11 protein-coding genes are annotated in these 17657 nt (G+C 65.9%); 3 read left to right on the top strand and 8 right to left on the bottom strand.

From position 1 onward, the window contains the following. Positions 1-162: 162 nt before the first annotated feature. The 4 genes from tuf to rpsL all read right to left on the bottom strand — a co-directional run bounded on the left by tuf (position 163) and on the right by rpsL (position 4689). Positions 163-1356 carry an elongation factor Tu gene (tuf, locus tag ACQCX5_RS10750; protein WP_434542027.1) on the bottom strand — a complete coding sequence of 398 codons (1194 nt, stop codon included), beginning with the start codon at positions 1354-1356 and terminating at the stop codon, positions 163-165. Between the two features lie 264 nt (positions 1357-1620). Beyond that, complete coding sequence (gene fusA / locus ACQCX5_RS10745; RefSeq protein ID WP_434542026.1) at positions 1621-3723, bottom strand: elongation factor G; 2103 nt, start codon at positions 3721-3723, stop codon at positions 1621-1623. 124 nt (positions 3724-3847) lie between these two features. After that, on the bottom strand, positions 3848-4318 hold the full coding sequence (gene rpsG / locus ACQCX5_RS10740; protein WP_434542025.1) for a 30S ribosomal protein S7: 471 nt from the start codon (positions 4316-4318) through the stop codon (positions 3848-3850). Beyond that, entirely contained in the window at positions 4318-4689 is a 372-nt protein-coding gene (gene rpsL / locus ACQCX5_RS10735) for a 30S ribosomal protein S12 (RefSeq protein WP_434542024.1), read from the bottom strand. Before rpsL ends, rpsG begins: the two co-directional genes overlap by 1 nt. 450 nt (positions 4690-5139) lie before the next feature. Here rpsL and ACQCX5_RS10730 point away from each other — a divergent pair, with 450 nt between their 5' ends. Continuing rightward, positions 5140-5973 carry an endonuclease domain-containing protein gene (locus tag ACQCX5_RS10730; protein WP_434542023.1) on the top strand — a complete coding sequence of 278 codons (834 nt, stop codon included), beginning with the start codon at positions 5140-5142 and terminating at the stop codon, positions 5971-5973. 171 nt (positions 5974-6144) lie between these two features. Here the strand turns inward: ACQCX5_RS10730 and ACQCX5_RS10725 are convergent, their stop codons facing one another. From ACQCX5_RS10725 to rplJ, 4 genes are all read right to left on the bottom strand, one after another. After that, positions 6145-10038, bottom strand: a complete 3894-nt coding sequence (locus ACQCX5_RS10725) for a DNA-directed RNA polymerase subunit beta' (protein ID WP_434542022.1) — start codon at positions 10036-10038, stop codon at positions 6145-6147. 104 nt (positions 10039-10142) lie between these two features. Beyond that, positions 10143-13622, bottom strand: coding sequence for a DNA-directed RNA polymerase subunit beta (gene rpoB, locus ACQCX5_RS10720; RefSeq protein ID WP_434542021.1), 3480 nt, complete (start codon positions 13620-13622; stop codon positions 10143-10145). Between the two features lie 285 nt (positions 13623-13907). After that, the gene (gene rplL / locus ACQCX5_RS10715) at positions 13908-14306 is read right to left on the bottom strand and encodes a 50S ribosomal protein L7/L12 (protein ID WP_434542020.1); all 399 of its coding nucleotides are present in this window, start codon (positions 14304-14306) and stop codon (positions 13908-13910) included. 15 nt (positions 14307-14321) lie between these two features. After that, positions 14322-14969 carry a 50S ribosomal protein L10 gene (gene rplJ / locus ACQCX5_RS10710; protein ID WP_434542019.1) on the bottom strand — a complete coding sequence of 216 codons (648 nt, stop codon included), beginning with the start codon at positions 14967-14969 and terminating at the stop codon, positions 14322-14324. Positions 14970-15412: 443 nt separating this feature from the next. On the opposite strand from rplJ, the gene ACQCX5_RS10705 reads away from it, so the two are divergent. Then, a complete protein-coding gene (locus ACQCX5_RS10705) occupies positions 15413-16636 on the top strand; it encodes an NAD(P)/FAD-dependent oxidoreductase (protein ID WP_434542018.1) in 1224 nt (407 codons plus the stop codon). A gap of 163 nt (positions 16637-16799) precedes the next feature. Next, on the top strand, positions 16800-17618 hold the full coding sequence (locus ACQCX5_RS10700; RefSeq protein WP_434542017.1) for a C40 family peptidase: 819 nt from the start codon (positions 16800-16802) through the stop codon (positions 17616-17618). The last annotated feature ends 39 nt before the right edge of the window (positions 17619-17657 follow it).

The following is a 17657-nucleotide window of genomic DNA, read 5'->3' as shown; positions in this document are numbered from 1 at the left end:
GCCGCCCACCGGCCCCAGCGATCCTGAACGCGGGGCAGCCGGCCTCGTCCACCCCGGCCCCCACTCACCCAGGCCCAGCAACAACGCAACAAGGCCCGCGCCCCCGAAGGGATGCGGGCCTTGTGCCACTGCTCAGTGAGACAGCTCAGCGCTGGATCAAGGTCACTTGAGGATCTTGGTCACGCGGCCGGCGCCGACGGTGCGGCCGCCCTCACGGATGGCGAACTTCAGGCCGTCCTCCATGGCGATGGGCTTGTTCAGGTGAACAGTCATGTCGGTGTTGTCACCAGGCATGACCATCTCGGTGCCCTCGGGCAGCTCGACCACACCGGTCACGTCGGTGGTGCGGAAGTAGAACTGCGGCGAGTAGTTCGAGAAGAACGGCTTGTGACGGCCACCCTCCTCCTTGGTGAGCACGTAGACCGAGCCCTCGAAGTCGGTGTGGGGGGTGGTCGAACCCGGCTTGATGACGACCATGCCGCGCTCCACGTCCTCCTTCTTGGTGCCGCGGAGCAGCAGGCCGACGTTCTCGCCAGCGCGACCCTCGTCGAGGATCTTGCGGAACATCTCAACACCGGTGATGGTGCTGGTCTGCTTGGCGTCGTGGATGCCGATGATGTCAACGGTGTCACCGGTGCGGACGATGCCGCGCTCGATACGACCGGTGATCACGGTGCCACGACCGGTGATGGTGAAGACGTCCTCGACGGGCATGAGGAACGGCTTGTCGGTCTCACGCTCGGGCTGCGGGATGTACTCATCGACAGCGTCCATGAGCTCCAGGACGCTCTGGCCCCACTTCTCGTCACCGTTGAGGGCCGGGAAGGCAGCAACGCGCACGACGGGGCAGTTGTCGCCGTCGAACTCCTGCGACGACAGCAGCTCGCGCACCTCCATCTCGACGAGCTCGATGAGCTCCTCATCGTCCACCATGTCGCACTTGTTCAGGGCAACGACGATGGCGGGCACGCCGACCTGGCGGGCGAGCAGCACGTGCTCGCGGGTCTGCGGCATGGGGCCGTCGGTGGCGGCCACGACCAGGATGGCGCCGTCCATCTGGGCAGCACCGGTGATCATGTTCTTGACGTAGTCAGCGTGGCCGGGGCAGTCGACGTGCGCGTAGTGGCGGTTCTCGGTCTGGTACTCGATGTGTGCGATCGAGATGGTGATACCGCGCTGACGCTCCTCGGGAGCCTTGTCGATCTTGTCGAACGGCGAGGCCTCGTTGAGGTCGGGGTACTTGTCGTGCAGCACCTTGGAGATCGCCGCGGTCAGGGTGGTCTTGCCGTGGTCGATGTGTCCGATGGTGCCGATGTTGCAGTGCGGCTTAGTCCGCTCGAACTTGGCCTTTGCCACTGGGGCTCCTTCTGGATGGTACCCACGCTTGAAACGGGGCGTCTGTGTGGTTACTGACGGGACCGGTTCCCGACAGAGCTATCTGTGGACGGATTCCTGCCTTGGTCAAGGCAGGGTCACCCGGTCCATTTTTCTGGATCAGGCGGTAGTAGTCAAACCACATGTGCTTGGACCACTGCCGCCTGCCGGTCGGCCTCGTCCCCAACACAGGTGGACGAGGCCAACAGGCGGCTGGTGATTGACCCGGATCAGGGGGTCAGTGGGTCAGTCGACCGCGCCGCCGCGAGCCTTCGCGACGATCTCATCGGCAACGTTCTTGGGAACCTCGCCGTAGCTGTCGAACTCCATCGAGTACGAGGCCTGGCCCGAGGTCTTCGACCGCAGGTCACCGACGTAGCCGAACATCTCCGACAGCGGCACGAGGGCGCGGACCACGCGGTTGCCGTGCTGCTCGTCCATCGACTGCACCTGGCCGCGACGACCGTTCAGGTCACCGATGACGGTGCCCAGGTAGTCCTCGGGGGTCGTGACCTCGACGGCCATCAGCGGTTCGAGCAGGGCCGGGTCGGCCTTGCGTGCGGCCTCCTTGAAGACCATCGAACCGGCGATCTTGAACGCGAGCTCCGAGGAGTCGACGTCGTGGTAGGCACCGTCGAGCAGGGTCACCTTGATGTCCTCGACCGGGTAGCCGGCGAGCACGCCGGTGGTCATGGCGTCACGGATGCCGGCGTCCACCGCGGGGATGTACTCCCTGGGGATGCGACCACCGGTCACGGCATTGACGAACTCGTAGCCCGCGCCGGCTTCCTGCGGCTCGAGGTCGATGATGACCTTGCCGTACTGGCCCGAACCACCGGACTGCTTCTTGTGGGTGTACTCGATCTTCGTGACAGGACGACGCAGGGTCTCGCGGTAGGCCACCTGGGGCTTGCCGATGTTGGCTTCGACGTTGAACTCGCGCTTCATGCGGTCGATCAGCACGTCGAGGTGCAGCTCGCCCATGCCGGCGATGATGGTCTGGCCGGTCTCTTCGTCGGTGTGCACGCGGAAGGTCGGGTCCTCTTCGGCGAGGCGCTGGATGGCGGTGCCCAGCTTCTCCTGGTCGGACTTGGTCTTGGGCTCGATGGCCTGCTCGATGACGGGGTTCGGGAACTCCATCGACTCGAGCACGATCGGGTTGCCCTGGTCGCAGAGGGTCTCACCGGTGGTGGTGTCCTTCAGGCCCATCACGGCGCAGATCATGCCGGCGCCCATCTCGTCCACCTCTTCACGCTTGTTGGCGTGCATCTGGTAGATCTTGCCGATGCGCTCCTTCTTGCCCTTGCTGGCATTCAGCACCGACTCGCCGCTCTTCAGCACGCCGGAGTAGACGCGCACGAAGGTCAGGCGTCCCAGGTGCGGGTCGGCAGCAATCTTGAAGGCGAGCGACGACAGCGGCTCGTCATCGTTGGGGTGACGCTCCAGCACGACGTCCTCGTTGCCGGGCTTGAAGCCCTGGATGGCGGGGATGTCGGTCGGGGCGGGAAGGTACTTGATGACGGCGTCGAGCAGGGGCTGCACGCCCTTGTTCTTGAACGACGAGCCACACACGATGGCGTTGCCCTTGCTGGCCAGCACGACACGACGCACGGCGTGGTCAATGTCGTCGGCGGTGAGCGAGTCCTCGTCCTCAAGGTACTTCTCGGCGAACTCGTCGTCGAGGTCGGCGAGCTGGGTGAGCAGCTCTTCGCGGGCCTCGTTGGAGCGCTCGACCATGTCGGCCGGGATCTCCTCGACCTCGTAGTCCTCGCCCACCTTGGTCTCGCCGCGCCAGGTCAGGGCGCGCATGCCGACGAGGTCGACGACGCCCAGGAAGTCACTCTCTGCGCCGATGGGCAGCTGGATCACCAGCGGGGTGGCGTTGAGGCGCTCACGAATGGTCTTCACGACGAAGTCGAAGCTGGCACCGGTGCGGTCGAGCTTGTTGACGTAGCAGATACGGGGCACCTGGTACTTGTCAGCCTGGCGCCACACGGTCATCGACTGTGGCTCGACACCGGCCACACCGTCGAACACAGCCACGGCACCGTCGAGCACGCGCAGGTTGCGCTCCACCTCGACGGTGAAGTCGACGTGCCCGGGGGTGTCGATGATGTTGAGCTTGTGATCCTTCCAGAAACAGGTGGTCGCAGCAGAGGTGATCGTGATGCCACGCTCCTGCTCCTGCTCCATCCAGTCCATGGTGGCGGTGCCCTCGTGGGTGTCGCCGATCTTGTAGTTGATGCCGGTGTAGAACAGGATGCGCTCGGTCGTGGTCGTCTTGCCGGCGTCGATGTGGGCCATGATGCCGAAGTTGCGAACCCTGCCCAGGTCGTAGGATTTGGCCATTGGCCTGCTACCTCAAATCTTGTGGAGTGACTGCGGTGTGAAGATTAGTGCGGCTGCCCCGTGACAGCGAAATGCCCCCTCACCGCCAGGCCCACGAGGGCCCCAGGACGAGGGGGCAGTCCGATCACCAGCGGTAGTGCGCGAAGGCGCGGTTCGCCTCGGCCATCTTGTGGGTGTCCTCGCGGCGCTTCACCGCAGCACCCAGACCGTTGGAGGCGTCGAGGATCTCGTTCATGAGGCGCTCGGCCATGGTCTTCTCGCGACGGGCGCGGCTGAAGGCGACGAGCCAGCGCATCGACAGGGTGGTCGCGCGGGCCGGCTTCACCTCGATCGGCACCTGGTAGGTGGCGCCACCGACGCGGCGGGACTTGACCTCGAGCGAGGGCTTGATGTTGTCGAGAGCCTTCTTCAGCGTCTGGACCGGGTCAACGCCGGTCTTCGCGCGAGTTCCCTCAAGCGCGGTGTAGACGATGTCCTGCGCGACGGTCTTCTTGCCGTCGAGGAGGATCTTGCTGACGAGCTGCGAGACGAGGGGCGACCCGTAGACGGGGTCGACCATGATCGGACGCTTCGGCGCCGGACCCTTGCGAGGCATTACTTCTCCTTCTTCGCGCCGTAGCGGCTGCGAGCCTGCTTGCGGTTCTTGACACCCTGGGTGTCAAGGGCACCGCGAACGATCTTGTAACGGACGCCGGGCAGGTCACGCACACGACCGCCGCGCACGAGCACCATCGAGTGCTCCTGCAGGTTGTGGCCCACACCGGGGATGTACGCCGTGACCTCGACGCCGGACGACAGGCGCACACGGGCAACCTTGCGCAGCGCGGAGTTCGGCTTCTTGGGGGTCGTGGTGTACACACGGGTGCACACTCCGCGGCGCTGGGGCGAACCCTTGAGCGCAGCAGACTTGCTCTTGCTGACCTTGTCAGTGCGGCCCTTGCGGACCAGCTGCTGGATTGTAGGCACCGGCTGGTATCTCTTTCGTTTCTGAGGTGGTGACCTCGGAGGTTGATCCCTGGGGTGCGTTCAGGTCTGCAGGCGAGGGCCACCGTTACCCATCAGCTTGCCAACCATGGACGCGTACGAACTCTGTCGCACAGACCGGGCCGACCCTGCAACTCGGGGGCGCCGGACATGCCAGGGCACGCACAGAGGCTCGGGCAACTCCGAGCACACTCGTCAAGGATAGACGCCATGGCAAGTGAGAGCAAAACGGGCGGGGATGGGGGCCTCGGCCAAGACCTTGTACTGGTGCAAGGTTTTCGCCTCGGCCCGGCCTCCCTGGGCGAAATAGTTGCTGATGCGCAAGTTCTTGGCCGGACCCACCACCGGATGAGCAGCCGTCGACCTGTGGACAACCCTCAGGCCTGTGGATGGCCAGGAACGTCCGCCCTCTTGGCCTGTGAGCATGCTGCCATGCGAATCATCACCCGTGCGAATGCCCAGTCCTACGGCATCACGCTCAACGAACTGTACGGCCCCCGGTTCCGGCGGTTGTTCCATGGAGTCTACGTCGATGTGGACGTGCTGCCCACGCTGCGGGTACTCGTGGCCGGGGCCAGGGCGCTACTGCCCGAGGCCACGGTCACGGGCGTCACGGCCCTGCGCCTGCGTGGGGCAAGCCTCGGGACGGACTCCCCCGTCTGGCTGCGCTCGCCCAAGCGGATCAGCCGTCAGGGCATCAAGGCGGTGCTGGGCGATCGTCCCCAGAACGATGCCGTTGCCGACCTCGTCACCGCACTGCAGGATGCAGACCTGCGGCTGGTCGACGAGGTGGTCACGCTCGACGAGCTGCGGCGCAAGAAGCGGGTCAGTCGGTCCGAAGCAGGCGAGCTTGCGGCGCATCGTCCCCTGGCTTGGGGGCTGAGTGTGGCCAACTCGGCTTCCGTGCGTGAATCGCGGACGAGGATGCTCATGCACACCGCCGGCCTGCCCGCCCCGAGGCGGCAGTACTGGATCGCGCGAGCCGATGGCAGCGCAGTCGGCAGGGTCGACTTCGCGTGGCCTGAACACAAGGTGGTGGTCGAGTACGAAGGCCAGCAGCATCTGACGAACGCCGAGCAGTGGGAATCCGACATCAAGCGTTACGAAGAGCTGGAACGGCTGGGCTGGACGGTGATCAGGGTGACGGCGGCCTCACTGCGTGACCCGGTCACGCTCGTGTACCGCATCGATGCCGCCCTGCGTGCCGGGGGCTACCGCGGGCGGGGTGCTGTGCTCGATGCACGCTGGCTCGAAGCGGTGGCATGACCGTAACGGCCAAATCTTTGCGTGGGAGCAAGGATTTCGCCCGCCACGGCGGGCACGGGTCGAAAAACTTGCACTGGGACGAAGACTTGGCCCAACCCCGCCACCAACCGCGAAAGGGCCACGACCCGCAGGTCGTGACCCCTTCCCCCGTCACAGGCGAACCCGAGAACCTCAGCGCATCGTGTCGCCGAAGTCCAGGTCGTCCAGCGGCACCGCCGCACCCGAGCCCGACCCGAAGTCGTAGTCGAACGGGTCGTAGGTCATCGTGTACGCGGTGGCCTTGGCATCGGCGGTCGGCTCGACCCTGATGTTGCGGTACCGCTCCAGACCCGTACCGGCCGGGATCAGCTTGCCGAGGATCACATTCTCCTTCAGGCCGCGCAGCGAGTCGCTCCTGCCGTGGATCGCCGCGTCGGTGAGCACCTTGGTGGTCTCCTGGAACGAGGCAGCCGACAGCCACGACTCGGTGGCCAGCGAGGCCTTGGTGATGCCCATCAGCACCGGACGACCCTCGGCGGGCTTGGCGCCCTCCGACATGGCCTGGCGATTCTGCGACTCGAACGTCTGGCGGTCGACCAGCTCGCCCGGCATCATCTGGGTGTCACCGGACTCGATGACGGTGATGCGGCGCAGCATCTGGCGAATGATGATCTCGAGGTGCTTGTCGTGAATCGGCGCACCCTGGGTGGCGTACACCTTCTGCACTTCGTCGACCAGCAGCTCCTGCACCTTGCGCAGGCCGTTGACGCGCAGCACGTCCTGGGGGTCAAGCGTGCCGGCGGTCAGCTGCTGACCAGCCTGCACCCGCATGCCATCGGTGATGCTGACCGGGTTGCCCTTGACGTCCTCGAACTCCAGACGGGCGCGGCGCGGCGACGGGTAGGCGATGTCCTCGCCGCCGTCGGAACGGTGCAGCACCAGGGTGCGGCGGCCGTTCTCTTCCTGGATCTCCAGGATGCCGTCCGCGTCGGCGATCGGGGCACGACCCTTGGGGGTACGGGCCTCGAAGAGCTCGATGACACGGGGCAGACCCTGCGTGATGTCGTCACCGGCCACACCACCGGTGTGGAAGGTACGCATCGTCAGCTGGGTGCCGGGCTCACCAATCGACTGGGCAGCGACGATACCGACGGCCTCGCCGACATCGACGAGCTTGCCCGAGGCCAGCGACCGTCCGTAGCACTTGGCGCAGGTGCCGGTCTTGGCGTCACAGGTCAGCACCGAACGCACCTTGACCTGGGCCACGCCGGCAGCCAGCAGCTGCTTGACGTGGGCGTCGGTCATGTCGGTGCCGGCGGGCACCAGCACGTTGCCGTCAGCATCGGTGGCGTCGCTGGCGAGCGTGCGGGCGATGATCGCGGTTTCGACCTTCGAATGCAGCTGCAGTGCGCCGGTCTCGTCGACCTCGGCCACGGGCTTGACCAGGCCACGCTCGGTGCCGCAGTCCTCCTCGCGGATGATCACGTCCTGGCTCACGTCGACCAGACGACGGGTCAGGTAACCCGAGTCTGCGGTACGCAGAGCCGTGTCGGCCTGGCCCTTGCGGCCACCGTGGGTCGAGATGAAGTACTCCAGCACCGACAGGCCCTCACGGAAGTTGGACTTGATCGGGCGGGCGATGATCTCACCCTTCGGGTTCGCCACCAGGCCTCGCATGGCGGCGATCTGGCGCATCTGCGTCATATTTCCACGGGCACCCGAGTGCACCATCATGTAGATGGGGTTGGTCTCGGTGAAGTTCTTCTCCATGGCCGTGGTCAGTTCGGCAGTGGCGTCGGTCCAGATCTGGATGAGCTCCTGACGGCGCTCGTCCTCGGTCACGGCACCGCGGTCGTACAGACGGTCGATCTTGGACGCCTTGGCGTCGTAACCAGCCAGCACCTCAGGCTTGGTCGGCGGGGTCTGCACGTCGCCGATCGAGACCGTGACGCCCGAACGGGTACCCCAGCGGAAGCCGAGGTCCTTGAGGTTGTCGAGGGTCTCGGTGACGACCGACATCGACCACTCGTCAGCCAGCTGGTTGACGATCGCACCGATGGCCTTCTTGCCGACGTGGAGTTCGACGAAGGGGAAGTCCTTCGGCAGCGCCTCGTTGAACAGCACCTTGCCGAGCGTCGTCGCGATGACGGCCGAGCCGTCGGGACGCAGCGTGATGTCCGAGCCCGGTCCGGGGACCAGGTCAGCAACGCGGATGGTCACCTTGGCACGGATGTCAAGCTCGCCGGCATCGTGGGCCATCATCGCCTCGGCGACCGAACCGAACACCCGGCCCTCGCCCTTGAGCCCGTCCAGGTTCTGGGTGAGGTAGTACATGCCGATGATCATCTCGTGGCTGGGAAGTGCCACGGGACGGCCGTCGGCCGGCTTGAGGATGTTGTTGGTCGACAGCATCAGGATGCGGGCCTCGGCCTGTGCCTCGGCCGACAGCGGCAGGTGCACAGCCATCTGGTCACCGTCGAAGTCAGCGTTGAACGCCGTGCAGACGAGCGGGTGCAGCTGGATGGCCTTGCCCTCGATCAGCTGGGGCTCGAACGCCTGGATGCCGAGGCGGTGCAGGGTGGGTGCACGGTTCAGCAGCACGGGGTGCTCGCGGATGACCTCGTCGAGGACGTCCCACACCACCGGGTACTGGCGCTCGACCATGCGCTTGGCCGACTTGATGTTCTGGGCGTGGTTCAGGTCGTCCAGACGCTTCATGACGAACGGCTTGAACAGTTCCAGGGCCATGGTCTTGGGCAGACCGCACTGGTGCAACTTCAGCTGCGGGCCGACGACGATGACCGAACGGCCGGAGTAGTCGACGCGCTTGCCCAGCAGGTTCTGGCGGAATCGACCCTGCTTGCCCTTCAGCATGTCCGAGATCGACTTGAGCGGGCGGTTGCCCGGGCCGGTCACCGGACGACCGCGACGACCGTTGTCGAACAGCGAGTCAACGGCCTCCTGCAGCATGCGCTTCTCGTTGTTCACGATGATCTCGGGGGCACCGAGGTCGAGCAGTCGCTTGAGGCGGTTGTTGCGGTTGATGACGCGGCGGTACAGGTCGTTGAGGTCGGACGTCGCAAAGCGGCCACCGTCGAGCTGCACCATCGGGCGCAGGTCCGGCGGGATGACCGGGACCGCGTCGAGGACCATGCCCATCGGCGAGTTGCGGCCGTCCAGGAACGCCGAGACCACCTTCAGACGCTTCAGGGCGCGGGTCTTGCGCTGGCCCTTGCCGGTCTGGATGGTGTTCTTGAGGTTCTCGGCCTCGGCCTGCAGGTCGAAGCTGGCCAGGCGGTCCTTGATCGCCTCGGCGCCCATCGAACCCTTGAAGTACTTGCCGAAGCGGGCCTTCATCTCGCGGTACAGGATTTCGTCACCCTCGAAGTCCTGGACCTTGAGCGACTTGAAGCGGGTCCACACGGCGTCCAGGCGGTCGAGCTCACGCTGGGCGCGGTCGCGCAGCTGCTTGGCCTCCTTCTCGGCACCGTCACGCACGCGCTTCTTGATGTCGGCCTTGGCGCCCTCGGACTCGAGCTGGGCAAGATCTTCTTCGAGCTTGGTCATGCGGGCGTTCACGTCGGCGTCGCGGCGCTTCTCGATCTGGCCCTTTTCGGTGATCACCTTGGCCTCGAGCGAGGTCAGGTCACGGTGACGCGACTCGGCGTCGACCTCGGTGATCATGTACGCGGCGAAGTAGATGACCTTCTCGAGGTCCTTCGGGGCAATGTCGAGCAGGTAGCCCAGGCGCGACGGCACGCCCTTGAAGTACCAGATGTGTGTCACGGGGGCGGCCAGCTCGATGTGGCCCATGCGGTCGCGGCGCACGTTCGAACGGGTCACCTCGACGCCACAGCGCTCGCAGATGATGCCCTTGAAACGCACGCGCTTGTACTTGCCGCAGGCGCATTCCCAGTCGCGGGTCGGGCCGAAGATCTTCTCGCAGAAGAGGCCGTCACGCTCTGGCTTCAGGGTGCGGTAGTTAATGGTCTCGGGCTTCTTGACCTCGCCGTGGCTCCACTCACGGATTTGATCGGCCGTGGCAAGGCCGATGCGGAGTTCATCGTAGAAGTTCACGTCCAGCACGTTGCTTCTCTTTCCCCTGTAGCTGCAGGTGGTGGTTGGGGCGCTGGGGTTGGCGTCCAGCGCCCCGGGGATGACGATCGTCTGAGTTCCGGGTCTGAGGGGTCTCAGACTTCGTCGACGCCTGCGAAGGAATCACTTCCAGGGCGGCGGGACAGGTCGATGCCGAAGTCCTCGGCAGAGCGGAAGTCGTCCTCGGAGTCACGCAACTCGACGACGGTGCCGTCAGTCGAGAGCACCTCGACGTTCAGGCACAGTGACTTCATTTCCTTGATCAGCACCTTGAACGACTCAGGAATGCCCGGCTCAGGGATGTTCTCGCCCTTGACGATCGCCTCGTAGACCTTGACACGGCCCGGCACGTCGTCCGACTTGATGGTCAGCAGTTCCTGGAGCGCCCAGGCCGCGCCGTAGGCCTCGAGTGCCCACACCTCCATCTCACCGAAACGCTGGCCACCGAACTGCGCCTTACCACCCAGCGGCTGCTGGGTGATCATCGAGTACGGGCCGGTCGAACGCGCGTGGATCTTGTCGTCGACCAGGTGGTGCAGCTTCAGCATGTACATGTAACCGACACCGATGCGCTCGGGGTAGGGCTCACCAGAACGACCGTCGTACAGGCGCGCCTTGCCGTTGCCGTCGACCAGGCGGTCGCCGTCGCGGGTGGGCAGGCCGTGCTCGAGCAGACCGGCGATCTCAGCCTCGTTGGCGCCGTCGAAGACCGGTGTGGCCAGACGCGAGTTGCCGTCGACGTGCGACAGGCCCACCTCGCGCATGCGGTCTGCCCACTCGCCCTCGGCCTCGGTCAGGTCCCAGCCGGTCTTCGCAATCCAGCCCAGGTGGTTCTCGAGCACCTGGCCGATGTTCATGCGCGAAGGCACACCCAGCGGGTTCAGCACGATGTCGACAGGGGTGCCGTCCTCGAGGAACGGCATGTCCTCGACCGGCAGGATCTTCGAGATGACGCCCTTGTTGCCGTGACGACCGGCCAGCTTGTCACCGTCCGAGATCTTGCGCTTCTGGGCCACGTAGACGCGCACCATCTGGTTCACGCCGGGGGCGAGCTCGTCGCCCTCTTCGCGGTCGAAGACGCGCACGCCGATGACTGTGCCGGTCTCGCCGTGGGGCACCTTCATCGAGGTGTCGCGCACCTCGCGGGCCTTCTCGCCGAAGATGGCACGCAACAGGCGCTCCTCGGGGGTCAGCTCGGTCTCGCCCTTCGGGGTGACCTTGCCGACGAGGATGTCGCCCGCCGAGACCTCGGCGCCGATGCGCACGATGCCACGCTCGTCCAGGTCAGCGAGCATGTCCTCGTTGACGTTGGGGATGTCGCGGGTGATCTCTTCGGCACCAAGCTTGGTGTCGCGGGCGTCGACCTCGTGCTCCTCGATGTGGATCGAGGTGAGCACGTCGTCCTGCACGAGGCGCTGCGACAGGATGATCGCGTCCTCGTAGTTGTGGCCCTCCCACGGCATGAATGCCACGAGCAGGTTGCGGCCGAGCGCCATCTCGCCACCGTCGGTGCAGGGACCGTCAGCGAGCGGGGTACGCACGTCGACCTTCTGGCCGGGCTGCACCAGCGGGCGCTGGTTCGTGCAGGTGCCGGCGTTCGAGCGCTCGAACTTCTTGAGGCGGTAGACCGAGTTGGTGCCGTCGGAGTTGGCCACCTCAATGAGGTCGGCCGAGACCGAGACGACCTCGCCCGGCTTGGCGGCCAGGGTGACGTCGCCGACGTCGGTCGCGGCGCGGTATTCCATGCCGGTGCCGACGAACGGGGCCTCGCTGCGCAGCAGCGGCACGGCCTGACGCTGCATGTTCGCACCCATGAGGGCCCGGGAGGCGTCGTCATGCTCGAGGAACGGGATCAGGGCAGTGGCGACCGACACCATCTGGCGCGGCGACACGTCCATGTACTGCAGTTCGGTCGGGTGCACCGAGTCGACGTCGCCGTCCTTGATGCGGACGAGGACCCGCTCCTCGATGAGGTTGCCCTGCTCGTCCATGGCGGCATTTGCCTGGGCGATGACGTAGCGGTCCTCTTCATCGGCGGTGAGGTAGTCGATCTGGTCAGTCACGACACCGTCGACCACCTTGCGGTACGGGGTCTCGATGAAGCCAAACGCGTTGACGCGGGCGAACGAGGCCAGCGAGCCGATCAGGCCGATGTTCGGGCCTTCAGGGGTCTCGATGGGGCACATGCGGCCGTAGTGCGAGGGGTGCACGTCTCGCACCTCCATGCCGGCGCGGTCACGTGACAGACCGCCGGGGCCCAGCGCCGACAGGCGGCGCTTGTGGGTCAGGCCCGCGAGCGGGTTGTTCTGGTCCATGAACTGCGACAGCTGCGAGGTGCCGAAGAACTCCTTCAGCGCAGCGGTGACCGGGCGGATGTTGATCAGGGTCTGCGGCGCGATGGCCTCGATGTCCTGGGTGGTCATGCGGTCGCGGACCACACGCTCCATGCGGCCGAGGCCGGTGCGCAGCTGGTTCTGGATCAGCTCGCCGACCGTGCGCAGGCGACGGTTGCCGAAGTGGTCGATGTCATCGGCCTCGACGGGCAGGTTGTTCTCACCCAGGGTCTCGCGGCCCTCGTGCAGCGCACACACGTAGTGGATCGTGGCGACGATGTCTTCTTCGGTCAGCACCTGCTGGTCGAAGGGCAGGCCCAGGCCCAGCTTCTTGTTGACCTTGTAGCGACCGACCTTGGCCATGTCGTAGCGCTTCGGGTTGAAGTAGTAGTTGTTCAGCAGGGTCTGCGCGGCGTCGCGTGCCGGCGGTTCGCCCGGACGCAGCTTGCGGTAGATGTCGAGCAGTGCGTCATCCTGGGTCTGGATGTTGTCCTTCTCGAGGGTCTGGCGCATCGACTCGTACTCACCGAACTCCTCGATGATGCGGTCGCGGGTCCAGCCAAGTGCCTGCAACAGCACGGTGACGTGCTGCTTGCGCTTGCGGTCGAGGCGAACGCCGACGAGGTCGCGCTTGTCGACCTCGAACTCGAGCCACGCACCACGCGAGGGGATCATCTTGGCGGTGAAGATGTCCTTGTCCGACGTCTTGTCGGGGGTCTGCTCGAAGTAGACACCTGGCGAACGCACCAGCTGCGAGACGACCACGCGCTCGGTGCCGTTGATGATGAAGGTGCCCTCGGGGGTCATCAGGGGGAAGTCGCCGATGAACACGGTCTGCGACTTGATGACGCCGTCGACGTCGCTCATGAACTCGGCGGTGACGAACAGCGGGGCGGCGTAGGTGACGTCCTTGTCCTTGCACTCCTCGATGGTGTGCTTGGGCTCCTCGAAACGGTGGTCGCGCAGCGACAGTGACATCGTCTCGGCGAGGTCGGTAATCGGCGAGATCTCTTCGAAGATCTCTTCGAGGCCCGACTTGGGGTTGATATCGGTGCGGCCTTCGGCGAGCGCCTGCTCGACCTTGGCCTTCCAGGTGTCGTTGCCGACGAGCCAGTCGAACGACGCGGTCTGAACCTCGAGCAGATCGGGAACCTCGAGGGGTTCAGCGATCTTGGCGAAAGAGATCCGTCCGCTGGTGGAGATGACGTTGGTGTTCTTCGACGCAGTGCGCGAGGCGGCCAAGGTGCGTTCCTTCCAAGAACTTCAACACGCAGATTTGTGCATGCAGGACGGCCCGCGTCAAGGCGCGGGGCGCAAGTTGCGATAGGGCAAGAGATTACGGTACGCCAACATGGGCGCCGCATGCAAGTCGGCGCAGTTCAGCAACGATGATAGCGCCGTCACGGGGCTGCACAACGCGCGGGTGCCGGGATGTCGGCAGATGGGCAGGGTGGGCCTGCCACACCCAGGCACGACACAAGGCCGGCCCCCGGGGGGACCGGCCTTGCATGCTGTGGCAGCGTCAGATCACTTGAACGAGACGGTGGCGCCGGCAGCCTCGAGCTGCTCCTTGGCCTTCTCGGCAACGTCCTTCTTGACCTTCTCCAGGATGGCCTTGGGGGCCGACTCCACGAGGTCCTTTGCCTCCTTCAGACCAAGGCTGGTCAGGGCGCGGACCTCCTTGATGACCTGGATCTTCTTGTCGCCGGCCGAGTCGAGGATGACGTCGACCTCGTCCGAGCCCTCGTCAGCAGCGGCCTCGTCGCCACCGGCGCCACCGGCAGCCGGAGCGGCAGCGGCGACAGCCACGGGGGCAGCAGCGGTGACGCCGAAAGCGTCCTCGAACTGCTTGACGAACTCGCTGAGCTCGATGAGGGTCATTTCCTTGAAAGCCTCGAGCAGCTCTTCGTTGGTGAGCTTAGCCATGATGGGCGTCCTTCCTTACTCGGTTTCAGCCGCACCAGCGGCGTCTTCACTGGGTGCCGCTTCTGCGGCGGGGGTGGCAGCATCGCTGCCCTGCTCCTGGGTCTGGGCAACGGGGGCAGCCTGGCCGGCGCCTCCGATGACGGACGGGTCTGCCTGCGCGGCGGCCTCCAGCGCACCCAGGGCACGAGCGGCCTGGCTGAGCGGAGCGGCAAGCATGAACACGGCGCGCTGCAGGTTGGCCTGCATCCCGCCGGCGAGCTTTGCGAGAAGGGTCTCGCGCGACTCGAGGTTGGCCAATTTCTTGACCTCGTCGGCGTTCAGGACACGACCGTCCATCACGCCACCCTTGATCACCAGAAGCGGATTCGCCTTCGCGAAGTTACTCAGACCCTTCGCCACGGTGGCAACGTCACCGCTGATGAAGGTCAGGGCCGTGGGGCCGGTGAGGTGCTCGTCGAGCCCCTCGATCTCGGCATTCCTGGCCGCAATCCTGGTCAGAGTGTTCTTCGCAACGGCGTAGGTGGCGTCCTCGCCGAGGGACCGACGAAGGTCCTTCAGCGCCGCCACGGTGAGTCCGCGATACTCGGTCAGCACGACGGCCTGGGAGCTGGAGAACTTCTCCTGCAGCTCCTCGACCGCGGCCACCTTGTCAGGCCTCGCCATTTCGGTCTCCTTCCACTTCTCGGATGTTGTTCCTGGGACGTGGGAGGCGCGTGCCACAAAAAAAGCCCCGGCGCGGGCGGCGCGGGGCATGCGTCCCCGGCTGCACGCAGCCAGGACTTCCTCGTGTCACCTGCGCAGGCGTCCGGCCCCAGCGAACTGATGCCAGACCTTTGGGAACTTGCCACCGGCGGTCTTTGGTACTCGCAGTACTGTACGCGACCTGGCCCCACCGACCAAATCAGCGGCCGCACCGGCTTCCCACAGCGCCATTCCCACACAGGGCTATTCCCACACAGGGCTATTCCCACACATGGCTATTCCCACACATGGCTATTCCCACACAGGGCCACTGCCACAGGGCCTACCCGCAGCCCGCCAGTCTCACTAGACTGGCCTGACCGCCGTTGCCACGGGGGGCAGACGGCACCAGGGTCTGGAGCGTCATGAACCACCACAGTGTTGTGATCATCGGGGCAGGACTGGCGGGGGCGCATGCCGCCTTCGCGTTGCGCGAGCAGGGCTTCACGGGTCCGTTGACCCTCGTGGGCAGCGAACAGGCATTGCCCTACGACCGCACCAAGTTGTCCAAGGAGTACCTGCAGGGCCGGGCCACACTGGCCGAGATCACCCTGCAAGCCCGGGAATGGTATGCCGAGCACAGCATCGACCTGCGGCTTGGCACGACGGTGGGCTCCATCGACCGGTCCGCCCACACCATCACCATCCAGGGGCCGGACGAGGCAGGCGCGCAGCAGGTGCACTACGACCAGCTGGTGCTTGCCACCGGCGCCGACTCCCGTCGCATCCCGCTGCCGGGAGCAGACCTGCCGGGCGTGGTGACCCTGCGCGAACTCGGCGAATCCGATGCGCTGCACGAACGGTTTGCCCGGGGCGGGCGAGTGGCCATCGTCGGCACTGGCTGGATCGGGCTCGAGGTTGCCGCCGCCGCACAGCTGGCCGGCATGCAGGTGACCGCTGTGGCACCGGTCCCCCAGCCCCTCGGCAACATTCTCGGCGACACCATGGGCGAGCACTTCGCGAACCTGCACCGCCACCACGGCGTCGACCTGCGCATGAACACGAATGTGTCGGCGGTGATCGAACGCGACGGGCGGGCCGCAGGCCTGGTGACCGACGGCGGCGAGGTGCCGGCCGACCTGGTGCTGCTGGCCGTCGGCGCGGCGCCACGGGTGGCCCTGGCCGCCGAGGCCGGCCTCGACGTCGACAATGGCGTGCTGGTCGATGAGCACCTGCGCACCCGCGACCCGGCAGTCCTGGCCATCGGCGACATCGCCAACGCGCGCAACACCCTGCTGGGCAAACGGCTTCGCCGCGAGCACTGGGACAACGCCCTGCGCATGGGCAAGCTCGCGGCCCAGACCATCCTGGGCCACACCAACACCTATGACTGGCTGCCGTACTTCTACACCGACCAGTTCGACCTGGGCATGGAATACATCGGCGACAACTCCCCCGACGACGAACTGGTCGTGCGTGGGTCGGTCGAGGCCGGGGAGTTCATCGCCTTCTGGCGCCGCGAGGGCGTGGTCACGGCGGCGATGAACGTGAACACCTGGGACGTCAACGACACCCTGCGCGGCATCGTCGGACGTGATGTGTCGGCCGCGCACCTGAAGGACGAGGCGGTGCCGCTGGACCACTTGTGAGGCCACGTCCGGCAGGTCCGACCACGAACCTGAGAAATAACGCGATTGCATGAGACTTGGCTGAGGAAACTCAGTTGGTTTACAGTGGATCGTCGCGCGAACCACGACGACTCCACCGACGAACCAGGTGCCGCCCACGCAGCACCCCTCCGTAAGGGGACCCATGTCCAAGCTTCGCACCGCTGCTGTGGCACTCACGACCGCCCTGGCGCTGGGCACCGGCACGACCCTGGTGTCCGCTGCCCCCGCGCACGCCAACCCGTGCACCAGCACCCCCACCGTCTACTGCTCGATGTACTGGGCAGGTTTCGTCACCACCTCGGCCACGTATGGCACCTCGGGCAGCGAGGTGACCGCGCTGCAGAAGTCGATCCAGCAATTGCAGCTGGGCATCAAGGTGACCAACACCTTCGACGACCAGACCCGCGCCTATGTGCTGCAGTACCAGAGGTCGCGCGGCCTGGCCCAGAATGGCACGGTCGACACCGCCACCCTGGCCGCCCTGCGCTCGGGGGCCGGGTCAGTGATCGCCACCGGCTCGTCGCTGGGCGGCAAGGTGCCGCTCAAGACGGTGCCCCGTGCCGTCGCCAAGCCGCTGCCGACCACGTCGCCGACGACCACCACCCAGGCCGTGTCCAAGGCCGACGTGGCCGTGAAGTTCGCCTATGCCCAGCTCGGCAAGCCCTATGTCTATGGCGCGACCGGCCCGTCGTCCTATGACTGCTCGGGCCTGACCGGCGCGGCGTGGAAGGCGGCCGGCGTCAGCGTGCCCCGCACCAGCTACCAGCAGCTGGGCAGCCTGAAGAAGGTCTCGAAGTCCGAACTGCGTCCCGGTGACATCGTCGGCTTCTACACCGGCGGGCATGTCGGCCTCTACGTCGGCGACGGCTACGTCATCCACGCCTCCCGTCCGGGCACCCCGGTCAACAAGGCCAAGATGTCGACGATGCCGTACTACTACTCGGTGCGACCGGCCGCCTGAGCCCGGCGCGCCAGCCCACCTTGGTTCAGTCCACGACGC

The sequence above is a fragment of the Aestuariimicrobium sp. G57 genome, from assembly GCF_050110855.1.
In the GTDB taxonomy this organism is placed as follows: domain Bacteria; phylum Actinomycetota; class Actinomycetes; order Propionibacteriales; family Propionibacteriaceae; genus Aestuariimicrobium.
This window is presented reverse-complemented; position numbering and strand designations above follow the sequence as displayed.